The organism is Dyadobacter fanqingshengii (assembly GCF_023822005.2).
GTDB classification, from domain to species: Bacteria; Bacteroidota; Bacteroidia; order Cytophagales; family Spirosomataceae; genus Dyadobacter; species Dyadobacter fanqingshengii.
Genome location: NZ_CP098806.1, coordinates 1879251 through 1897004, shown reverse-complemented (window position 1 = coordinate 1897004; position 17754 = coordinate 1879251). Strand labels below are relative to the sequence as shown.

The window sequence follows — 17754 nt, the reverse complement described above, 5'->3', positions numbered from 1 at the left end:
ACATCATGGCTTTTCAAATAGAATCTCTAATACAAGACCAGGTGGCTACTTTTATGCTGCATGGCGAGCTGGACTCACTTTCGGCGCGGGTTTTTCAGACAGAAATTGAGAAAATCGCTAATCAGCCCATTGATTCATTGGTGCTTGATATGGAGGATCTTAACTTTATGTCATCCGCCGGGCTGCGGGTTTTGATTTATTCAAAGCAGAAAATCGGTCCGAAATTATCCATTTACATTGTGAGACCACAGGAGCTGATCGTAGACACGCTTACCAAAACCGGTCTGCAGCACAGCGTAACAATTGTTGATCAATATCCAGTTTAACATCCGGCATAATGGAATCGAAAAGTTTTCCCGGCACTGTTGATGCTCTCGATGCGCTTCGGGAATACATTGGTGAGCTCTCGCAGCAGGCTGGTTTGGCCAAAAAACCAACTTACAGCCTCAAACTGGCGGTGGACGAAATTGCGACAAACATCATTTTGTACGGTTATCAGGAACCGGGCATTGAAGCTGACTTTCAGGTTCTAAGCGAGATCACGAATGACAAACTGGTCGTGATCCTGGAAGACATTGCCGCACCGTTTGACCCGTTGGCGAAAGAGCTGCCCAATGCGCAGGATTTGACGCTTTCGCTGGAAGAACGCGGCATTGGCGGCCTGGGGATTTTCCTGACGATCAATGGTGTCGATGAGTTTTCCTATGAATATGCCGATGGAAAAAACCGAAACAAATTTGTAATGAAAATTGCCGCAACCTAAAATATATGGTTGAAAATTCTACTGTTTCCAATCCATTTCCGGGCCTCAGGAGTTATGATTATGAAGATCATGCACTGTTCTTCGGCAGGGACGCGCACATCCGGGAGTTGAAAAACAAACTCCTGGATGGGCGCTTTCTTGCGTTGATCGGCTCCTCGGGAAGTGGTAAATCTTCGTTGATTAAGGCCGGGCTTATTCCTTCATTGGAAGAAGGCGACGCGGCAAACCGCTGGAAAGTGATCATTTTCCGGCCGGGTGGAAATCCGGTCCGCAATTTTGTGGATGCGGTGAAAGCGGCGCTGCGGGAGGACGATCCGATCTGGGATAGTCGCGATCCGTTGTCGCTTGAAAAAGAGCTTATCAACGATACTAAAGTAGCATTGTCATTGCTTTCAGCTGCACGGGGTCAGAAAATTCTGCTGGTTATAGACCAGTTTGAAGAGCTGTTCCGCTATGAACTTTCAGAAGACTTTGCGGGCAAAGAAAGGACTAACACCTTCGTAAAACTGCTCCTGACGCTCATCAACCAGCGCGAGCTTCCCGTGCACGCTGTCATCACCATGCGTTCGGATTATCTAGACCATTGCACGGAGTTTAACGGGTTGACCGAGGTCATCAACAGGGGTTATTATCTCCTTCCCAAAATGAACGCGGAGGAAGTGAAGCAGGTCATTGTCGGTCCCGTCGAATCCGCAGGCGCTAGCATTGAGCCCGAACTCGTTGCCGGATTGTTGAAAGAGCTTGCTGAAAATCCTGATTTCCTGCCGATTCTGCAACACGCGTTAATGCGCACCTGGGATCGCTGGAAATCAACCAAACCATTTTCTTCACCTGTTTCCCGGGCTGACTATGAAGCGATTGGCACCATGCAGGAGTCGATCACGATGCACGCGGAGGAGATTTACACGCAGCGGCTGGATGAAAAAAGACGGAATGCGGCAGCCAAACTTTTCAAATCACTCATTGTCCTGGGCCCTAGCGACACATCATCGTTGCACCCGACTGTTTTGCGCGAAATTATTCAGATCACAGGCATCCCCGATTATCTGCTGATCGATGTAATCATGGTTTTCAGGGAAAACGGCGTTTCCATTTTAACACCGAAACCGGGCGTAAAAATCGATCACGACTCTATTATTGATGTTTCCGTTGAAAAAGTGCTCACTTTCTGGGAGCGATGCAGGAAGTGGATTGAGGAAGAACTCGAATCCGCAAAACTTTACAAACAACTCAGTTACTCGGCCTCGCTTTATCAGGAAGGACGCACCGGACTTTGGGTTAATCCTGAATTGCAACTAGGGCTTAAATGGCTGAAAGAAAGCGAGCCAACATTGGAATGGGCGCAGCGTTACGACCCGTTTTTTGAGCGTGCAACAAATTATTTAGATTATAGTAAAAAACAATACGAGCTTGAAGTAAGGCAAAAAGAAGATCGTCAGAAACGCGAGCTGCGCAAAGCAAGAATATTCGCTTCCGTGCTGGGAATCAGCTCATTGGTTTCATTATTATTCCTGATCGTCGCGCTGGTGTTGCGTACCCAGGCGCAGCAGAGTGAGAAAACGGCATTGGAAAAAGAAAGTCTGGCATTGGAAGAACGGAAACGTGCTGAGGATCAGACGCGTGAAGCCATTTCACAAAAGAAAATCGCAGAACAACAAGGCACATTTGCCGAGCTGCAAAAGACATTAACCGAAGAGCAAAAAGGCATTGCGGTAAGGGAACAGGAAAAGGCAGTGAAAGAAAGCATTGCTGCGAAAATCGCCAAACAAATTGCTGAGGAACAGAAGATTCAGGCTGATAATGCAAGAAAAGCGGCGGTAGAATCTCAAAAACAAACAGAAATCCAAAAAGAATATGCGGTAAGCGCGCAAAGGGAATCGGACCGCCAGAAAGTGTATGCACAATCGGCTCAGAAAGAAGCGGAAAGTTCCAGAAATGATGCATTGAAACAGCGCTCCAAAGCAGTGGCGCGTTTCATCGCGATCCAGTCCTTTCAAATGCCTGCGGGCGATGAGCTGACTGCATTACTGGCACTAAAAGCTTATGATTTTAATATAAAAAATGGCGGGGAACGGGAAAACCCGGATATTTTCAATGCACTGTCCAAAGCCGCGGGGGCCAAGGCAACATTGATCGCGCATAACGACATTGTACGCGTAGTTGCCGAGCCGCAAGCCGGCAATTCGCTTTTTGCTACTGCGGGCGACGATGGCGTGGTGAGTCTCTGGAATTATCTCACGCCTGCGGTCAAACCGGTTTTGTTCCGCAATCCAAAGCAGACGTTCAAAAGCATTCGGTCCGTGGCTTTTATGCCAGATGGAAAGACATTTTTTACAGGTTCTTCCAATGGCCAGATCGTACGCTGGGACAATTTTACGCCCGGCACGCCGCCAGCCAAAACCATCATTGGGCATGACGGAATCGTGTTTGCCATGGCGGTTAAAAACATAAACAACAAGCCGCATTTGGTCTCGGTCAGTTCCTCGGGCCAGATAAGGCTTTGGGACGTGAGTGACAAGAAACTGGAAGTCCTGAAAAATGCGAATCTCGGCACCGAGATCGCATCGGTCGAAATACTGGCGGACGGCCGTTTTATGTTTCTGGCAACCGGAACTGGCAAATTAATGCGCATTGATCTTACGAAGCTGGATACAAAACCCACGGAATTTACCCTGCCAAACCTGCGCGGCAGACTGATCTCTATGGCATTCACGCCGGATCAGAAACATCTGTACTTGGGCACGAGCTCGGGAATGCTTTATAATGTACGAATGAACAATAATGAGCCCGTTCCAAACTCACTGAACGGCACGCAGGGAACACACACATCGGGCATTACGAGCATTGCATTCGCACCAGACGGAAGCCGCATTGCAACGGCTTGCTATGACTGGAAAATCCGCGTTTGGAATGCAAAAGAGGATATTTCAAAACAACAGCCGGTGTTATTGAGCGATTTTGATTACTGGGTGATGGATATTCAATTCACGCGTGACGGCAATAAATTACTGGCTGCGGGAGCGGACAAAACTGTCCGGATCTGGGACATTAACTCAGCCGATTTATTTGCCGAAGTTTCCAAAAAAGTAAAGCGAGAACTGACCGAGGAAGAGTGGGACCAATACATCGGAAAGGATATTCCTTACGAAAAACTGTCCCGGAACATCAGATAGTATGAAAAGAATTTTACAAATATTGATCATCCTAACCCTCGCTAGCGCGGGCACGGACGCATTTGCGCAGGAGGACTGCGACGCGTCCGTGATCATTCCCGAGGCGGACAGAAAATACCGCACGGGCAATTTTGACGAGGTTTTTCAGACCTTGAACCCTTGCCTGAAAACCAAGTTTTCGCCCAACGCGCAGGTGCAGGCTTACAAGATTATTGCATTAACTTACCTCGCGCTCGACTCGTTGCCGCAGGCCGCTATTGCAGTTCGAAATTTATTGGTAGCCAATCAAAATTACGAGCCGGAGTTTTCCGCATTGCCTCAGTTCAAAGATCTGGTTGCCCAGCAGCGCGACCTGATGGACCGCATTATCCAGATCACTTCCGTTTCCAAAAAAGCTGAAAACCTGCTCCAAGTTCCTGCGACGGTGACCGTTTTGACCCAAACAGACATTGTAAAAAGGGGTTATAAAGACCTGACCCAAATGCTGAATGACATTCCCGGCTTTGATGTGATCCGGGGGAATGGGCCTTCCTATGTGACATTTTATCAGCGCGGTTACCGCTCCACTTCCAACGACCGCACCATTCTGCTGGTGGACGGCGTGGAGGAAAACGATTTGAATTCAGACAACATTCCCATTTCCAGACAATATTCGCTATCCGATATCGAGCGCGTAGAAGTGATCTACGGTCCTGCCTCCACCATGTATGGCGCCAATGCTTTTATGGGGGTTATTAATCTCATTACCAAGCGGTTCCTGGATCGCGAGATGCCGGAGGGCAAGAAAATGGTCGTCTCTGCAAATGGTCAGGTTCGCTATGGATCATTGAATACAAAACTCGTGGATGGCGTCGTGACAGTTCGGACGAAGGACGTTGCGGTGTCTGTTACATCCCGCTATTTCTCGTCCAATGAGCTGGATTACAGCAAATATCCGGAATGGAACTATGACCCCAGAACAGCAGAAAATTATCCTGCGCAACAAAATGTTAACGGCACAGCAGCACAGACATACATTACCAACAACAAACTCACAACGCTTTTTCCAAACAATGATTTATATCAAATTGGCTACGATGCAAGTGGTGCTGCTAATGCGCTGAGTCTTACCAATGCAGGAAAAGCAAAGGCTGCTCAGTTGGATAATGTGAATTTATTCCAGGCCAATGTGAACGGGAGTCAGGTTGGTTTCAACGATGATTCCAAAAACTTTTACATCCGTGCCAAAATCGAGTTCAAGGATTTCATGATCTCGCTCATGAGCTGGAAAACGGATGAAGGCGCAACGCCCTGGTATACCAATCGTTCGCGGATTGTAACGCCCGAACTCTCACGCTGGGTGGCCAATAACAAGGCGTTTTCATTGACCTACAATAAATTTATCTCGGAAAAGGTCCAGATCATGAACCTGACTTCCTATCGGCTTCACGAGCTGAATGGAGCGACCAACTTGCCCACTTATCGCGGTTATTTCAATGGAAGTTACGGCATTATCGACCTGCTGAACGAGCGCAAGCCAACTTACTCAATCCCTTACTGGTATCGCGTTTCCAACCAGTTGCGTAACGAGTTCCGCGTGTTGCTCACGCCATTGCCCAAGCTCGACATTAACAGCGGCATTGAAATCCGGAACAGCATTATCCAGGCCAATTACATCACAGCCCAGACAGAAAATGCAGACGAGACGGGTCGCCCGGATTCCACGCTGGCGGGCGGCGATAATTTCAGGGTTTTCGACATTGGCATATTCACACAAGCCACTTACAACTGGACGGAAAGCATGAAAATGGTGCTCGGTTCTCGATTGGATCATAATCAGATCCGTTCCAATGGCGGTTATGGTTTCGTGTTCAATCCGCGGTTGAGCTTGATTTATTCAAAAGGGAAATTTGTATTCAAAGGCATTTATACTGAGGCTTTTAAGGATGCTTCTTATCTTCAAAAATATGCCACGAACCGCGAGCGACAGCTTAATAACCCCACTTTGCAGCCCGAACGCGTGAAAAATGTGGAAGGCAGCGTTTCGGTCCGGTTTAGCAAAGCCATGTCGTTCAATGTGGCGGGTTACATTGCTAATTATAGCAATGCAGTGGGTCTCGCGGCGGCCACAACCCCGGCTGGCGTTGCTACCCAACAATTTCAGGCATTGGGTAAGCAGCGCATTATGGGCATCCAGTCGGAGGCCAGATATGACGTGAAGAACCTGAATGTCTGGGGTAATTTTACTTACAGCAAACCGCGCGATCTCAGCAAAGTGGAAGGCCAGAAAATTCCGGTAAGCGACATCGCGCCCTGGTCTGCCAATCTAGGGGCTGTGTATGAGCCGGTTAAAAACCTGAGCATTAGCATCACCAATAATTATGTCAGCGCGCGCAAGTCAGGCATCGGAACGTCTGGCAGCAGCAACCCGATCACCAGGTTTGACGCGATTTATCTGCTTAATTCAACATTCACCTACCATAATATTTTGAATGCGTTGAGTTTACAGGTGCAGGTGTCCAATGTGCTTAACCATGCATATTTTGTGCCTGGCATCCGTGCGGCCGAGGGCGTCACGTCCGCATCGCGTTACCCGCAGGAAGGGCGCGTGTACTCCATCGGACTTCTTTTTGATACAAACAGGAAATAACTGAAATGGAATCGGTGTATATAAACCCCCCTCGCTTAATGGAAACAAGGTTTGAAATCAGAAATTCGGAGTTTCTGCTCATGAAGCTGGACTATCCCGAACGGCTGGATGAAATGGGGGCGCTCCGGGTGTTGGCCTGGAAGGATGAGCAGGGGATAAGCCAGGATTTTTTCTCCCACAAAGCCTGGCTGGACGACGAAGATCTGCTGGCGCATCATTGGGTAATCCTGCATAACAAAGAAATTGTGGCTGCTGCCCGCATGAGTTTTCATCACGATTACAGCTCCATTCCGCACGCCGATCTTTTTGACGGCTCGATCCTGGAAGGTTTTGGAAATGGCCCTTATGCATCTTTGAACAGGTTGGTGGTTGCCCCGGGATATCGTGGAAATGGATTTTCCACATTGCTGGACGAAGCGCGGATCAATTTTGCAGCGACGCACGGCATCAAAATGATCATTGCCCAGCCCGTCGCTTCCCGCATCAAACCATTGGAAGATCTTGGGTTTTTGTATTTGGGGAAAATCAGGCCGTTATACCAGATGCCCGAACGTCAGATCTATTTTATGATCAAGGACTTAGAGAAATAATTTGTGAAAAAAATCAAGGACATATCGCGGATGCTCAACATCAGAAAGGACGAGGAAGGCCTCGTAAGCCTGCTGATGGCCTATTCCTTTTTTATGGGCGGCGCAACTGCATTGTTCTACACGGTGGTGGCTTCATCCTTTCTGGTCAGTTTCGACCGGTTAATGCTGCCGCAGGTCTACGTGGTCGGCGGCGTGTTCGTTTATCTGCTCGGGCTTGGCTTGACGCGCATTCAAAAACGCATTGCATTTGATAAGCTGGCGGAAAATGCATTGCTATTCCTGATCGTCTCAATTGCTTTTTTTCTCGTTGCCTATCATTTAACAGGCAGCAAATGGGTGTTTTTCTTCCTTTTTATCTGGAACCGGATTTTTGTTTTGGTCAATGGCGTCACATTCTGGGCGATCGTTGTGAAGCTTTTCAATTTTCAGCAGTCCAAAAGATTATCCTCCCTCATCAACAGCGGAGAAGTTTTCTCGTCTGTGATTATGTATCTCGCGGTTCCGGGACTGGTCAAGATATTGCCGATCGATTCGCTTTTAATCATTGCCGTTGGTTTTCTGATCGTTTGCGCTGTTTTGTTAAAACAAATACACAAGCGATACGTGACAACCGAACATACGCGGATCGAGGTCAAAAATAAGGTTTCCGACAATGTGGTTGCTGAGGCTGTTGATTCCAAATATTACAGAAATATCTTTCTGCTGGCGCTGCTGCCCGTTTTTGCATTATTTTATGTAGAATATATTTTCTTCACCGAGTCGCGCGCAGTGTTTCCCAATAAAGAATCGCTCGCCAGTTTTCTGGGCGTTTTCTTTGGTATCAGCGCTATTCTTGAATTTTTTATCAAGACGTTCCTGTACAACAAGCTCATTAACAAATATGGCCTGAAACTGGGCATTCTGATACTTCCGTTAAGCCTCGTTTTCAGTTTTGCCGTCTCGGTGGTTTATGGTTTGAGCTACGACACCGCGGCGATTTTCTTCGCCTGCATTGCGCTTTCTCGGTTTTTCATGAGTGCGGTCAGGAAAGCCATTGCAGAGCCAGCCTACCAGGTTTTATATCAGCCTATCCAGGCACGGTTCAGGTTAAATGTCCAGGGAAGGATCGAAGGTCGGGCTAAGGCGATGGGCGGATTGGCAGCGGGTGTTTTGCTATTTGGGCTGGTCAACATTTCTCGGATGGACGCATTGCAGCTAGCCATTTTGTTTCTCGTCGTGGCGGTCTGCTGGGCATTTGCGGCATTTTTGGGTGAAAATTCGTATAAGAAAATGGTCCGTGACAAGGTTTTCCAGTTTCCGGAAAAATCGAAGAAGAGCGCTTCATATAGGCCCGCTCAGAACATTTCGCACAAGCCTTTTGAGCAACTCACGCACCAGATTTTTTCGCCAAAAGAAGCAGATCGGATCGAAGCGGCGCTGGGACTTGGTGTCGCGAGCAGATTTTTAGCTTACAAATATCTGATCCCGCTTTTGCAGGATCAGAATAAACGGGTGCGTGAGGCGGCCATTTACACCGCAGGAGAATTGAAAAGGGCAGAGCTATGGCCGTTTTTGATGGAACAAATGGAAACGGACCGCTATTTTTCAGTGGCTTTTGAGGCGCTGGTAAAATCAGGCCCGCCACTGCTGAAATACATTGAGAAATCATTTTTAAGCAACAATGATAACCGTTACCGGCAGCTGCATTTGCTCAAAATCGTAGAACAGATCGGCGGCCCGGAAGCGATCCGTTTTTTGCGCAGAAATCTTGAAAACCCAAACCGTTTTGTAAAAGACAAGGTCATGGAGGCCTTGCGCAACTTGCGTTACACTTGCAACAGCACGGAGCAAACCTTCATGCTGAATGAGCTGGATGAGCATTTGAAAACCTTCGCCTGGCTGCTCTCCGCGCAGCACGATCTTTCGGACGCCTATGAGTCGGACAGCCAGCTGATGCTGAATGTAGAGAGGGAAAAACTGCGCATTATGCGAAAGGCGTTTATTGTGCTGGAAGCCGTTTATGGTTCCAGATTTCACGCCGTAACATTACTGAAGAGCGATCAGTCGACGGATGCAAGGGATTATCTGACCGAAATTTGCGACCTCTTACTGCCTGAAAACATTAAAAACAAAGTTCTGCCGTACCTGGACAGCTATTCGCTGGACGAAATGCGGCGGCGTTATGCGGAGATTTATCCGTTGACTTCGCTCTCGGTTGACGAACGCTTGATCGACATTATCAACAGAGATTACACCCGGATTTCACGTTGGACGAAGGCCGTTGCGATTCAGGAATTGCGCCATTTCAGCGCGGATGTGGTCACGCCGGTCTTGGTTGCCAATGCCGTCTCCCGTTCCAAAGTGATTTCCCAAACCGCATTTTACGTCCTCAGGATTGTCAATCCAACGCGTTTCCGCACTTTGATGGACGTGATGACGCGGAATAATGATGCTTTTCACTTGGAAATCGTGAAGCCGCTCGATTGGCTTGCCACCGAGGAAGACCTGCTCATTTCCAAGCTCAGGCGCCTGCGGGAAACGTATGCCCTGGGTGGTTTGCTGAGTGGCGAGTTGCAAAAAATCTTGCTTACGTCAGCCTATTTTCAGGAGAAAGCCGGCGAGGTGATCGACCTGCGGAAGCACCTGGGTGACGGCGACGTTTCTATCCTGGTAACATATGGAAAATTGTATTTTTCAAAAATCGGAGCGCTGGAAGCAGGTAACATTCGGAACGTGGCCGAACTGATCGACATGGGCGTTGCAATGATTCCCAATGCGCTGGAAGACACGGAGTTCTATATCATTGAAAATTTCCTTTTAAAAGATCTTAATATCAGGCAAAATGTGGTGGAAAGCGTTGAGGCTTAGTAATTTATTGGTCATTCTGATTTTGCTGACCGGCGCAACAGAGCTCCGGGCACAGCAGATCAATGCGGCAAAGCCGGAGGTGGGAAGGCCATTGTCTGGCTTTTACCAGTCATCAGAATATCGTGCCCATGACCAGAATTTTGCGATAGCGCAGGATAAGTCGGGTGTGATGTATTTTGCCAATTTTGCGGGCGTGCTGGAATATGACGGCGTTTTATGGAAAACGATCCAAACTACAAATGTTACCCGCGTGTCGGCCCTGGCGACTGATGCCAAAGGCCGTGTGCTTGTGGGGGCGAACGGGGAATTTGGTTACCTGGGAAATGACAGGTTTGGTGTTCAGCAATTTGTAGATCTTTCGGGCAAGCTGAAAGAGAAATTTACTCAGGTGATTCAGATCATTCCTACAAAGGCCGGCGCCTGGTTCATAACAGATCAGATCAATTTTTATTGGGATGGATTGAAGGTAGCACCATTTAAACACAACCTGAAAATCCAGGCAGCTTTTGCCCTCAGGAATGAAATGCTTGTCTATGCAAAAAACAGGGGAATGATGCTGGTTAACGGCCGCCAGATCTCTAAAATTGAGCAAAATGACAATGTTCCCGTTTTGCTGGATCTGACTTCCGTAGTGCAGCTAGGCGACGGATCTGCGCTTTTGATCACCACAAGTCAGGGGATTTTTAAACTGAAAAATAACCGGATTGAAGTCCTTGAAGGAAATGCAAATCCTGTTCTGATCCGTAACCAGGCCACTTATGCAAGCAAATTACAAGACGGGACGGTTGCCATCAGCATGGCTACGGGCGGGATGCTGGTGACTGATTCGGATGGGAATGTGCAATATCCGGTTTATACGGGTGCAGACTTGGAAGAAAGCCAGGTTACAGCCATGTTCAAGGATCGGGAACATAATCTCTGGCTCGCGCTCAATAACGGTATCGCGCGTTTTGATTTGCCTTCACCTGTTTCGGTTTTTGGTAACGAAGATGGCCTGAAAGGTTCAGTAACCTCGATCAGGCGCTTTCAGGGGCGCATTGTGATAGGCACATTGTATGGCTTGTATTATATTGAAAACAATAAGATCGTTCATATTGAAGGCTTTTCGGGAAGCGTTCTGGGCTTTGATGAAGCAAACGGCTCGCTATACATTGCTTCTAATAAAGGACTTTTTCAATGGAGCAAAGGCGCAGGGATTGACAAAATATCCTCCAATTTTTCATTAAGCGTCACAGCTTCAAAGTCTGCTAATGAATTGTTTGTGGGTATGCAGGACGGCTTGATCAAACTAAGCCAGACGGGAAATGGATGGCGGTCGGAACGGGTGAAGGCGGTAAACGAACAAATTGTTGGCGTAACGGAATTTCCCGCTGAGACTTTCTGGCTTGAAACGCTTTCTAATGGCATAATTAAATTGGACGGCAAATCCGGTAATGTCAAACGTTTTTCGGCTGCGCAAGGCATTTCAAGCCCATTATATAATAAGCTGGCTTTGTATGAAGACAACTTAATGGTTTCTAATAAAGACGGGCTTTACGAGTATCAACCGCAATCCGACCGTTTCGCGCGTGCAAAATGGTTGAATACAGAAAAAACGTGGTTCGACCGCGTTCGGGGAGATAGTAAGGGCAATGTTTGGACAACGCGCGGGGATAAAAAATCTGCTTCATTCTTCAAAAAGAAGCCTTCGGGCGGATTCGAGCTGGTAGAAACACCATTAATGCCCATCGCCGATGTTCCGTTTCAGATCATATTTCCGGATGAAAATGGCAATGCATGGCTCGGCGGGGACCAGGGACTTTACCGGCTCGATATGGGTGTTCGTGATCAATACATTTACGAATATCCGGTGTTGCTCAGAAGCGTTGCAACGCAGGATAGTTTGCTGGAATATGCCCAGGATGGCGAGATCACAAAAACGCTTAGCCACCGCCAGAACAACCTGATCTTCGAATTTGCGTTGCCCAGTTATCATAGTAATCAGGAGGTTGATTATCAGTATATTCTTGAAAATTATGATAAAGACTGGTCAGACTGGAGTCCGTTGACGCGGAAAGAATACAGCGGTTTGCCATCCGGAACATACACATTCAAAGTGCGGGCAAAGGATGTTTACAACCATGTTTCAAAGGCGACTTCCCTTGCATTCAAGATCCGCGTTCCGTGGTTCCGGCAGTGGTATATGATCGCGCTTTACCTGGTTTTGTTTGGGTCATTAAGTTATTACGCGGTTCGGTGGCGGTTAAGGAGAATTTTGAGAGAGAAGGAAGAATTGGAAACAAGGATCCGCGAACGTACGGAGGAAGTGGTTAATCAGAAAGAAGAGCTGGAATTGCAGTCAGAAGAATTGTCGGCGACGAATGATCAATTGGAACGGATCGATGAATTTGTAAAATCGATCAACGGCGAAGTGAACACCGGGCGACTTTTTCAGCTGGTTTTAAACAAACTCTGTGAATTCCAGAATGTGAACGGCGCATCCGCATTGATTTATAACAAAGCTGCTGACAACTACCAGTTTATCGCGCTTGCGGGTGCCGTGGAAAATGCGAAGGTGGACGATATCAGGCTCACATCAAAGCAAGCCGAGCAGCGATATGTAGAAGAGGGGGAAGAAATTCTCGAAGACATTTTCCTGAAAAATGACTTCCGCAGCCAGAATGTGGATGATTCGATAGACGAACTTTTCTCACCTAAGTCGCTGATCACAATCCTGATCCGGGTGGATGGCGATGTGAAAAGCTACATTACATTAGAAAACACAGACCGTGAGAACGCATTTTCGGAGCGGGATTTTAATGTGGTCAAAAACCTGAAAGAGCATTTGATCGGCGCATACATTAAAACCAATATTCTTGAAAATCTTGAAAACACACTGTCCAACCTGAAATCGACGCAGGAAGAACTCATTCGTCAGGAGCGGCTGGCATCGGTGGGCAGCCTGACCAAAGGAATTGTCGACAGGATTTTGAATCCGTTGAATTACATCAATAACTTCTCGCAATCCTCAGGGAAACTGCTGAAAGAAATAACAGAAGTCACTGATAAACACCAGGATGGATTGTCGGAAGATGAAAAAGATGACCTGGATAGCGGTTTTTCAATGCTTCAAAAAAATCTGGAAAAGATTTACGAACACGGCAACAGCACGACGCGTATTGTGAAGGATATGCAGAAGTTGTTGAAAGGGAAATCAACCGATTTTATGGTAACCGAACTCAATCCATTCCTGGAAGCGAAGGCAAAGTCAGCCATTCAGGAAGCATTGAACGAGTATAAAGACGCCTCCGTAAAGCTGGAAATGGCTTTATATGACAATCCGGTTAAAGTGAGCCTGTTGCCATACGAGTTTGCGCAGGTAATCATCAATGTCATCAGTAATGCGTGTTATGCGCTGCTGGAAAAGGCCAGGATTGATAAAACATTTCAGCCGCAAGTTTTGATTTCTTCCAAACTGATTGCAGGCGGTGTCTGCATTATCATTCGGGACAATGGCAAAGGCATCCCTGCCAAGGAGCAGGAGCAGCTTTTCAACCCATTTTTTACAACAAAACCTACGTCAAAAGGAACGGGGCTAGGCTTGTATATGAGTAAGGACATTATTGAATATCACAAAGGGCGCATGTCGGTAAATTCATTGGAAGGAGTGTTTACCGAGATAGAAATTTTCCTCCCGGTGGTCGCTTAACACGCTAAATGCTGCAAATTTTAAATAACCAGGACTATGGGAGCCGGAACAACGGAACACGACATTGAACTTTATCAGCAGAAAATCATTGAGCTCAACAGGCTCGCCGAGATAGGGCAACTCAGCGCCGGAATTTTACATGAGATCAAAAATCCGGTGAGTTTTGTCAATAACTTCTCCCGCCTGTCGCAGGGATTGGTAGGCGAAATCCTGGACATTTGCCAGAAACCACTGTCTGCCATGAACGACGCGGACCTTGCCGACGAGAAGGACTTGCTGGAAACACTTTCCCAAAACCTTCTCAAGATCAACGAAAACGGGAAACGCATAGAACGGATCATTCAGGGCATGCTCGCACAGGCCCGCTCCGACGCGGCCGTCCTTGAACCCACGGACCTGAACCAACTGCTGGAAGAATACAGCAAGCTCGCTTACCAGGGTGTGCGTGCGGATGATAGCGCATTCAACGTCACGCTCAAATATAACCTGGACCCGCAGGTGGGGAATGTGAAGCTGGCGAAGGGCGAATTCGGGCGGGTGATCGTGAATCTGGTGAATAATGCTTGCTATGCCGTCAATGAAAAGGTTAAACGGCAGCCGGAAGGATACGAGCCAGTCATTGAAGTCACAACGCACCGAGTTGACCAGGAAGTGGAAATTAAGATCTGTGACAATGGAATAGGCATTCCGGAAGACATTGTCGCGAAGCTTTTTCAGCCATTTTTTACAACAAAACCACAAGGGAAAGGGACCGGGCTCGGACTTTCGCTTACCTATACCAGCGTGACGGACACGCATAAGGGAAGCATTGATGTGACTTCTGTTCTGGGTCAGAAAACGGAATTCAGGATTGTGGTTCCTGGCTGAAAAATTCAGTGTTAAGCATTAAAAAAGAGATTTTATTTTTCAAGATATCAATTTTAAAAATTACAATATAATGGCTATCAGGATATTAAGTGTAGATGACGAACAGGACATGGAGATGTTGATTCTTCAATTGTTCCGCAAGCAGATCCGGGATAAGAAATACGAATTTGTGTTTGCTAATAACGGGATTGAGGCATTGGAGCGGCTGGAAGAATCTGACGACATCGCACTTATTCTTTCTGACATCAACATGCCGGGCATGGACGGGCTGACGTTCCTTTCGAAGGTCAATGAAAAACAAAATCCGTTGCTGAAATCGATCATGGTGTCGGCATATGGTGATATGGACAACATCCGGACGGCGATGAATCGCGGCGCATTTGATTTTGTGACCAAGCCCGTAAACTTCGAAGATCTGGAAATTACCATTTCCAAGACGGTGGAACACATTGAAATGTTGACGAGCCTGGAAAAAGGCCGTGAGCAACTGATCGCGATCCAGAACGATCTGAGCGTGGCAAAGGAAATTCAGATGTCGATGTTACCGAAAACGGTTCCTGCCAACATTGGCAAAGCGGGTGTGGATCTGCATGCATTTATTCATCCTGCCAAGGTTGTGGGTGGCGATTTGTATGATTATTTCATGATGGATTCCGAGCATTTATTCTTTATGATCGGCGATGTTTCAGACAAAGGCGTGCCCGCAGCGTTATTCATGGCGATCAGTAAAGCCATTTTCAAAAGCCAGTTTTCCAACCGTAACGGCGATTCTATAACAGAAAAGGTGAAGATCGTCAATGAGTTTTTAAGCGAAGATAATTCCTCATATATGTTCGTGACGGCCTTTGTTTGTATTTTAAATGTCAAAACCGGTGTTGTCGAATACGTGGATGCAGGTCACGAACCGCCCGTAATCGTTCGCGCCAACGGCGAAACGGAGCTTGTCAAAAAGGAGGGAGGCATGGCCCTGTGTTTCGATCCGACATTCGAATTCGAGTCACACACGCTCACCTTGCACCCGGGAGACAAATTTATACTTTACACAGACGGCGTAACCGACGCCAATAACCTGGCAGGAGCACGTTACGGCCTGCATTACTTGCAGGATTTCTTCACAACCGGCGAAGGTTCCACAAAAGAGACCGCCAAGGAAATGAACGAAGCCACATTGGAAAGCCTCATCGATTTTATCGGCCCAGCAACGCAGTTCGATGACATTACCATGCTATCGCTAAGATATTTGCCGGGGGTGAGTTAATACAACCCTGCAACAGGCTGGGATCTTAAAAGTGCCAGTCTGTAATTTTCATGATATCGCTGTTGCAGCTCGGACCAGCATAGCGTGTCCAGGAAGGGCTTGGGTAGGGTAGCGCGGGGGATATAGGACTGATCTTCAAACTCTTCGACGAATTGAGTGAAAATTTCGGTGAGCTGAATGACTGCGTCTTCGCTCGATTGTTCGCGGCGTTTTATGGTTTTTATTTGATGATTTCCGTCCATATCGGCGGTTTCGCTTGCAAAACGTCCAAAACCGGAAATGTCACTGGTCACCACGGGTGTTCCATGAAGCACCGTTTCCATTGCTGCATTGCCCCAAGGCTCGTATAGGGATGGGAAAACACCCAAATGACAGCCTCTTACAAATTCCAGATAATCCATTGAGAATAATGAGATTGCTCTTTCGATGAAATCGGGATGATAGATCACTTTGACACGATCTTCTTCTTTGTTATTTAATCCGGCCTGGTCGCAGAACATGGTAATGTCGTCTTGTTCGAGCAGATGATGTGTCGTTACGGGAGGCAGGCCTTTTCTCTTAAAATTTGCGAGTGCTTGTCGCCACGTCATTTGTAACTCATCGTCAATGAGTTGGTTCAAGTCGGGCAGCTTATGACCGGCTGAGCCAGTAACATTGGCGTACATTCTTGGCCCGAGCTTGGCGCTGATCTTTTTACAGATTTTTTGCAACTCCTGAAATCGCTGCCGTGCTTCGAGGACATCGGGCTTAATGTTGTAAAAAGGCTTTTTGGTAATGATAAACAAAACAACACGGATATCGGACTGCCTGCGAACAAGCACCTCATTGAGCCGGGCGATTGCCTGCAAGGTTATATCAAAACCTTTGTTGCGGAATTCGTATCTGCCGGACGTGAAAAAATACAGCGTTTTATCGCTTTTGAGCTGATAACTGGGTGAAAAGAGCGCCTTAATAAATGCGTCGATCTTTTCCCGGTTCTGCAAATGTTTCTCAAAAACTTCGTGGCCAACACCGGGCTTCCGGTGGATGCCGCTATGCACTATACTGTCGGGGCGTCGACCTAAAAATGTTTCACATTCTGTCGCGGTCAATGCGCTGTTAGTAACCAGCACATTCGCGTGTTTAGCCACATTCCTTTCTATTTTCGCCTGCGTTTCTATGCCATATTCCCTGGCCTTTTGCGTCCAGTCGAAGGTTGAAATTTTGGAAAAATAATCGGGTTCGTTCGAAGCCAGATAACGGCCGAGCAGTGTGGCGTGCGTAGTAAAAACGGTCGCGAGCCGAGCTTGCCGCCAGGAGAGCTCAGGCAGGCTCGTGGCCGACATCCACTCGTGATAATGTGCGATCACATCCTGGTTAATGTCAATTTCTTCAATTAATTTGGTTAATAAGAGGCGGGTAACTTCCCCAAAACCAATTACTTGATCCAGTAATGCATTGCTTTCGAGCGCAGATATTTCGTGATGCTGCCATAATGTTGCTTTGGCCGCATGAAGCGCTTCCATGTTAATAACCGGATTGATCAAAATCACTTTTGGATGCGCTTCTTCGAGCAGCCAGTAGCCATAATGTATTTCAAAACCCAGCATTTTGATGTGCTGAATCGCGTTCGAAAGCGGCGTGTTATCCAGGTCGCGGATCGGGCGGAAATCGAGCTTAGCTTTTTCAGGAATGTAAGGCCCGATGAGGAAATAATTGTCGCCATAGGTGTCCGTCATGGTTGGGACTTTGGACTTGATGAACGTGAATATCCCGCCGATCTGATTGCAGACTTCCCAGGCAATTTCGAACAGAAGTGTATTCGCCTTCAAAATGATCAGAGGGTAAGGGTAGGATATTTCAATTAAAATTAATTACTTAAATAAGGTGCAACCGGTTCAAATAGGCTAAGCAGTAAAATCCAACCGTAAGACAGCCAAAAGTGATGTTGATTTAGTTC

10 protein-coding genes are annotated in these 17754 nt (G+C 47.2%); 9 read left to right on the top strand and 1 reads right to left on the bottom strand.

Annotation, left to right across the window (positions count from 1 at the left end; translation table 11 throughout):
* Positions 1-5 precede the first annotated feature (5 nt).
* The 9 genes from NFI81_RS07690 (at position 6) to NFI81_RS07650 (ending at position 15815) form a co-directional block, all read left to right on the top strand.
* A complete protein-coding gene (locus tag NFI81_RS07690) occupies positions 6-326 on the top strand; it encodes an anti-sigma factor antagonist (protein WP_234613099.1) in 321 nt (106 codons plus the stop codon).
* Between the two features lie 11 nt (positions 327-337).
* Complete coding sequence (locus tag NFI81_RS07685; protein ID WP_234613100.1) at positions 338-763, top strand: ATP-binding protein; 426 nt, start codon at positions 338-340, stop codon at positions 761-763.
* A 5-nt stretch (positions 764-768) separates the two neighbouring features.
* Entirely contained in the window at positions 769-3936 is a 3168-nt protein-coding gene (locus NFI81_RS07680) for a WD40 repeat domain-containing protein (protein WP_234613101.1), read from the top strand.
* A 1-nt stretch (position 3937) separates the two neighbouring features.
* Entirely contained in the window at positions 3938-6565 is a 2628-nt protein-coding gene (locus NFI81_RS07675; RefSeq protein WP_234613102.1) for a TonB-dependent receptor plug domain-containing protein, read from the top strand.
* 38 nt (positions 6566-6603) lie between these two features.
* On the top strand, positions 6604-7155 hold the full coding sequence (locus tag NFI81_RS07670) for a GNAT family N-acetyltransferase (protein ID WP_234613103.1): 552 nt from the start codon (positions 6604-6606) through the stop codon (positions 7153-7155).
* Between the two features lie 3 nt (positions 7156-7158).
* On the top strand, positions 7159-10002 hold the full coding sequence (locus NFI81_RS07665) for an MFS transporter (RefSeq protein ID WP_234613104.1): 2844 nt from the start codon (positions 7159-7161) through the stop codon (positions 10000-10002).
* Positions 9977-13690 carry a sensor histidine kinase gene (locus NFI81_RS07660; RefSeq protein ID WP_234613105.1) on the top strand — a complete coding sequence of 1238 codons (3714 nt, stop codon included), beginning with the start codon at positions 9977-9979 and terminating at the stop codon, positions 13688-13690. Before NFI81_RS07665 ends, NFI81_RS07660 begins: the two co-directional genes overlap by 26 nt.
* Before the next feature lie 36 nt (positions 13691-13726).
* Positions 13727-14557, top strand: coding sequence for a sensor histidine kinase (locus tag NFI81_RS07655; RefSeq protein ID WP_234613106.1), 831 nt, complete (start codon positions 13727-13729; stop codon positions 14555-14557).
* Positions 14558-14627: 70 nt separating this feature from the next.
* The gene (locus NFI81_RS07650) at positions 14628-15815 is read left to right on the top strand and encodes a PP2C family protein-serine/threonine phosphatase (protein WP_234613108.1); all 1188 of its coding nucleotides are present in this window, start codon (positions 14628-14630) and stop codon (positions 15813-15815) included.
* Here the strand turns inward: NFI81_RS07650 and NFI81_RS07645 are convergent.
* Positions 15812-17626, bottom strand: coding sequence for a glycosyltransferase family protein (locus NFI81_RS07645; RefSeq protein ID WP_234613109.1), 1815 nt, complete (start codon positions 17624-17626; stop codon positions 15812-15814). The genes NFI81_RS07650 and NFI81_RS07645 overlap by 4 nt on opposite strands.
* Positions 17627-17754: the final 128 nt, after the last annotated feature.

Bases quoted from the DNA above. Each gene is read 5' to 3' on its own strand.
- NFI81_RS07690 (WP_234613099.1), top strand. From the start codon at position 6: ATGGCTTTTCAAATAGAATCTCTAATACAAGACCAGGTGGCTACTTTT.
- NFI81_RS07685 (WP_234613100.1), top strand. From the start codon at position 338: ATGGAATCGAAAAGTTTTCCCGGCACTGTTGATGCTCTCGATGCGCTT.
- NFI81_RS07680 (WP_234613101.1), top strand. From the start codon at position 769: ATGGTTGAAAATTCTACTGTTTCCAATCCATTTCCGGGCCTCAGGAGT.
- NFI81_RS07675 (WP_234613102.1), top strand. From the start codon at position 3,938: ATGAAAAGAATTTTACAAATATTGATCATCCTAACCCTCGCTAGCGCG.
- NFI81_RS07670 (WP_234613103.1), top strand. From the start codon at position 6,604: ATGGAAACAAGGTTTGAAATCAGAAATTCGGAGTTTCTGCTCATGAAG.
- NFI81_RS07660 (WP_234613105.1), top strand. From the start codon at position 9,977: ATGTGGTGGAAAGCGTTGAGGCTTAGTAATTTATTGGTCATTCTGATT.
- NFI81_RS07655 (WP_234613106.1), top strand. From the start codon at position 13,727: ATGGGAGCCGGAACAACGGAACACGACATTGAACTTTATCAGCAGAAA.
- NFI81_RS07650 (WP_234613108.1), top strand. From the start codon at position 14,628: ATGGCTATCAGGATATTAAGTGTAGATGACGAACAGGACATGGAGATG.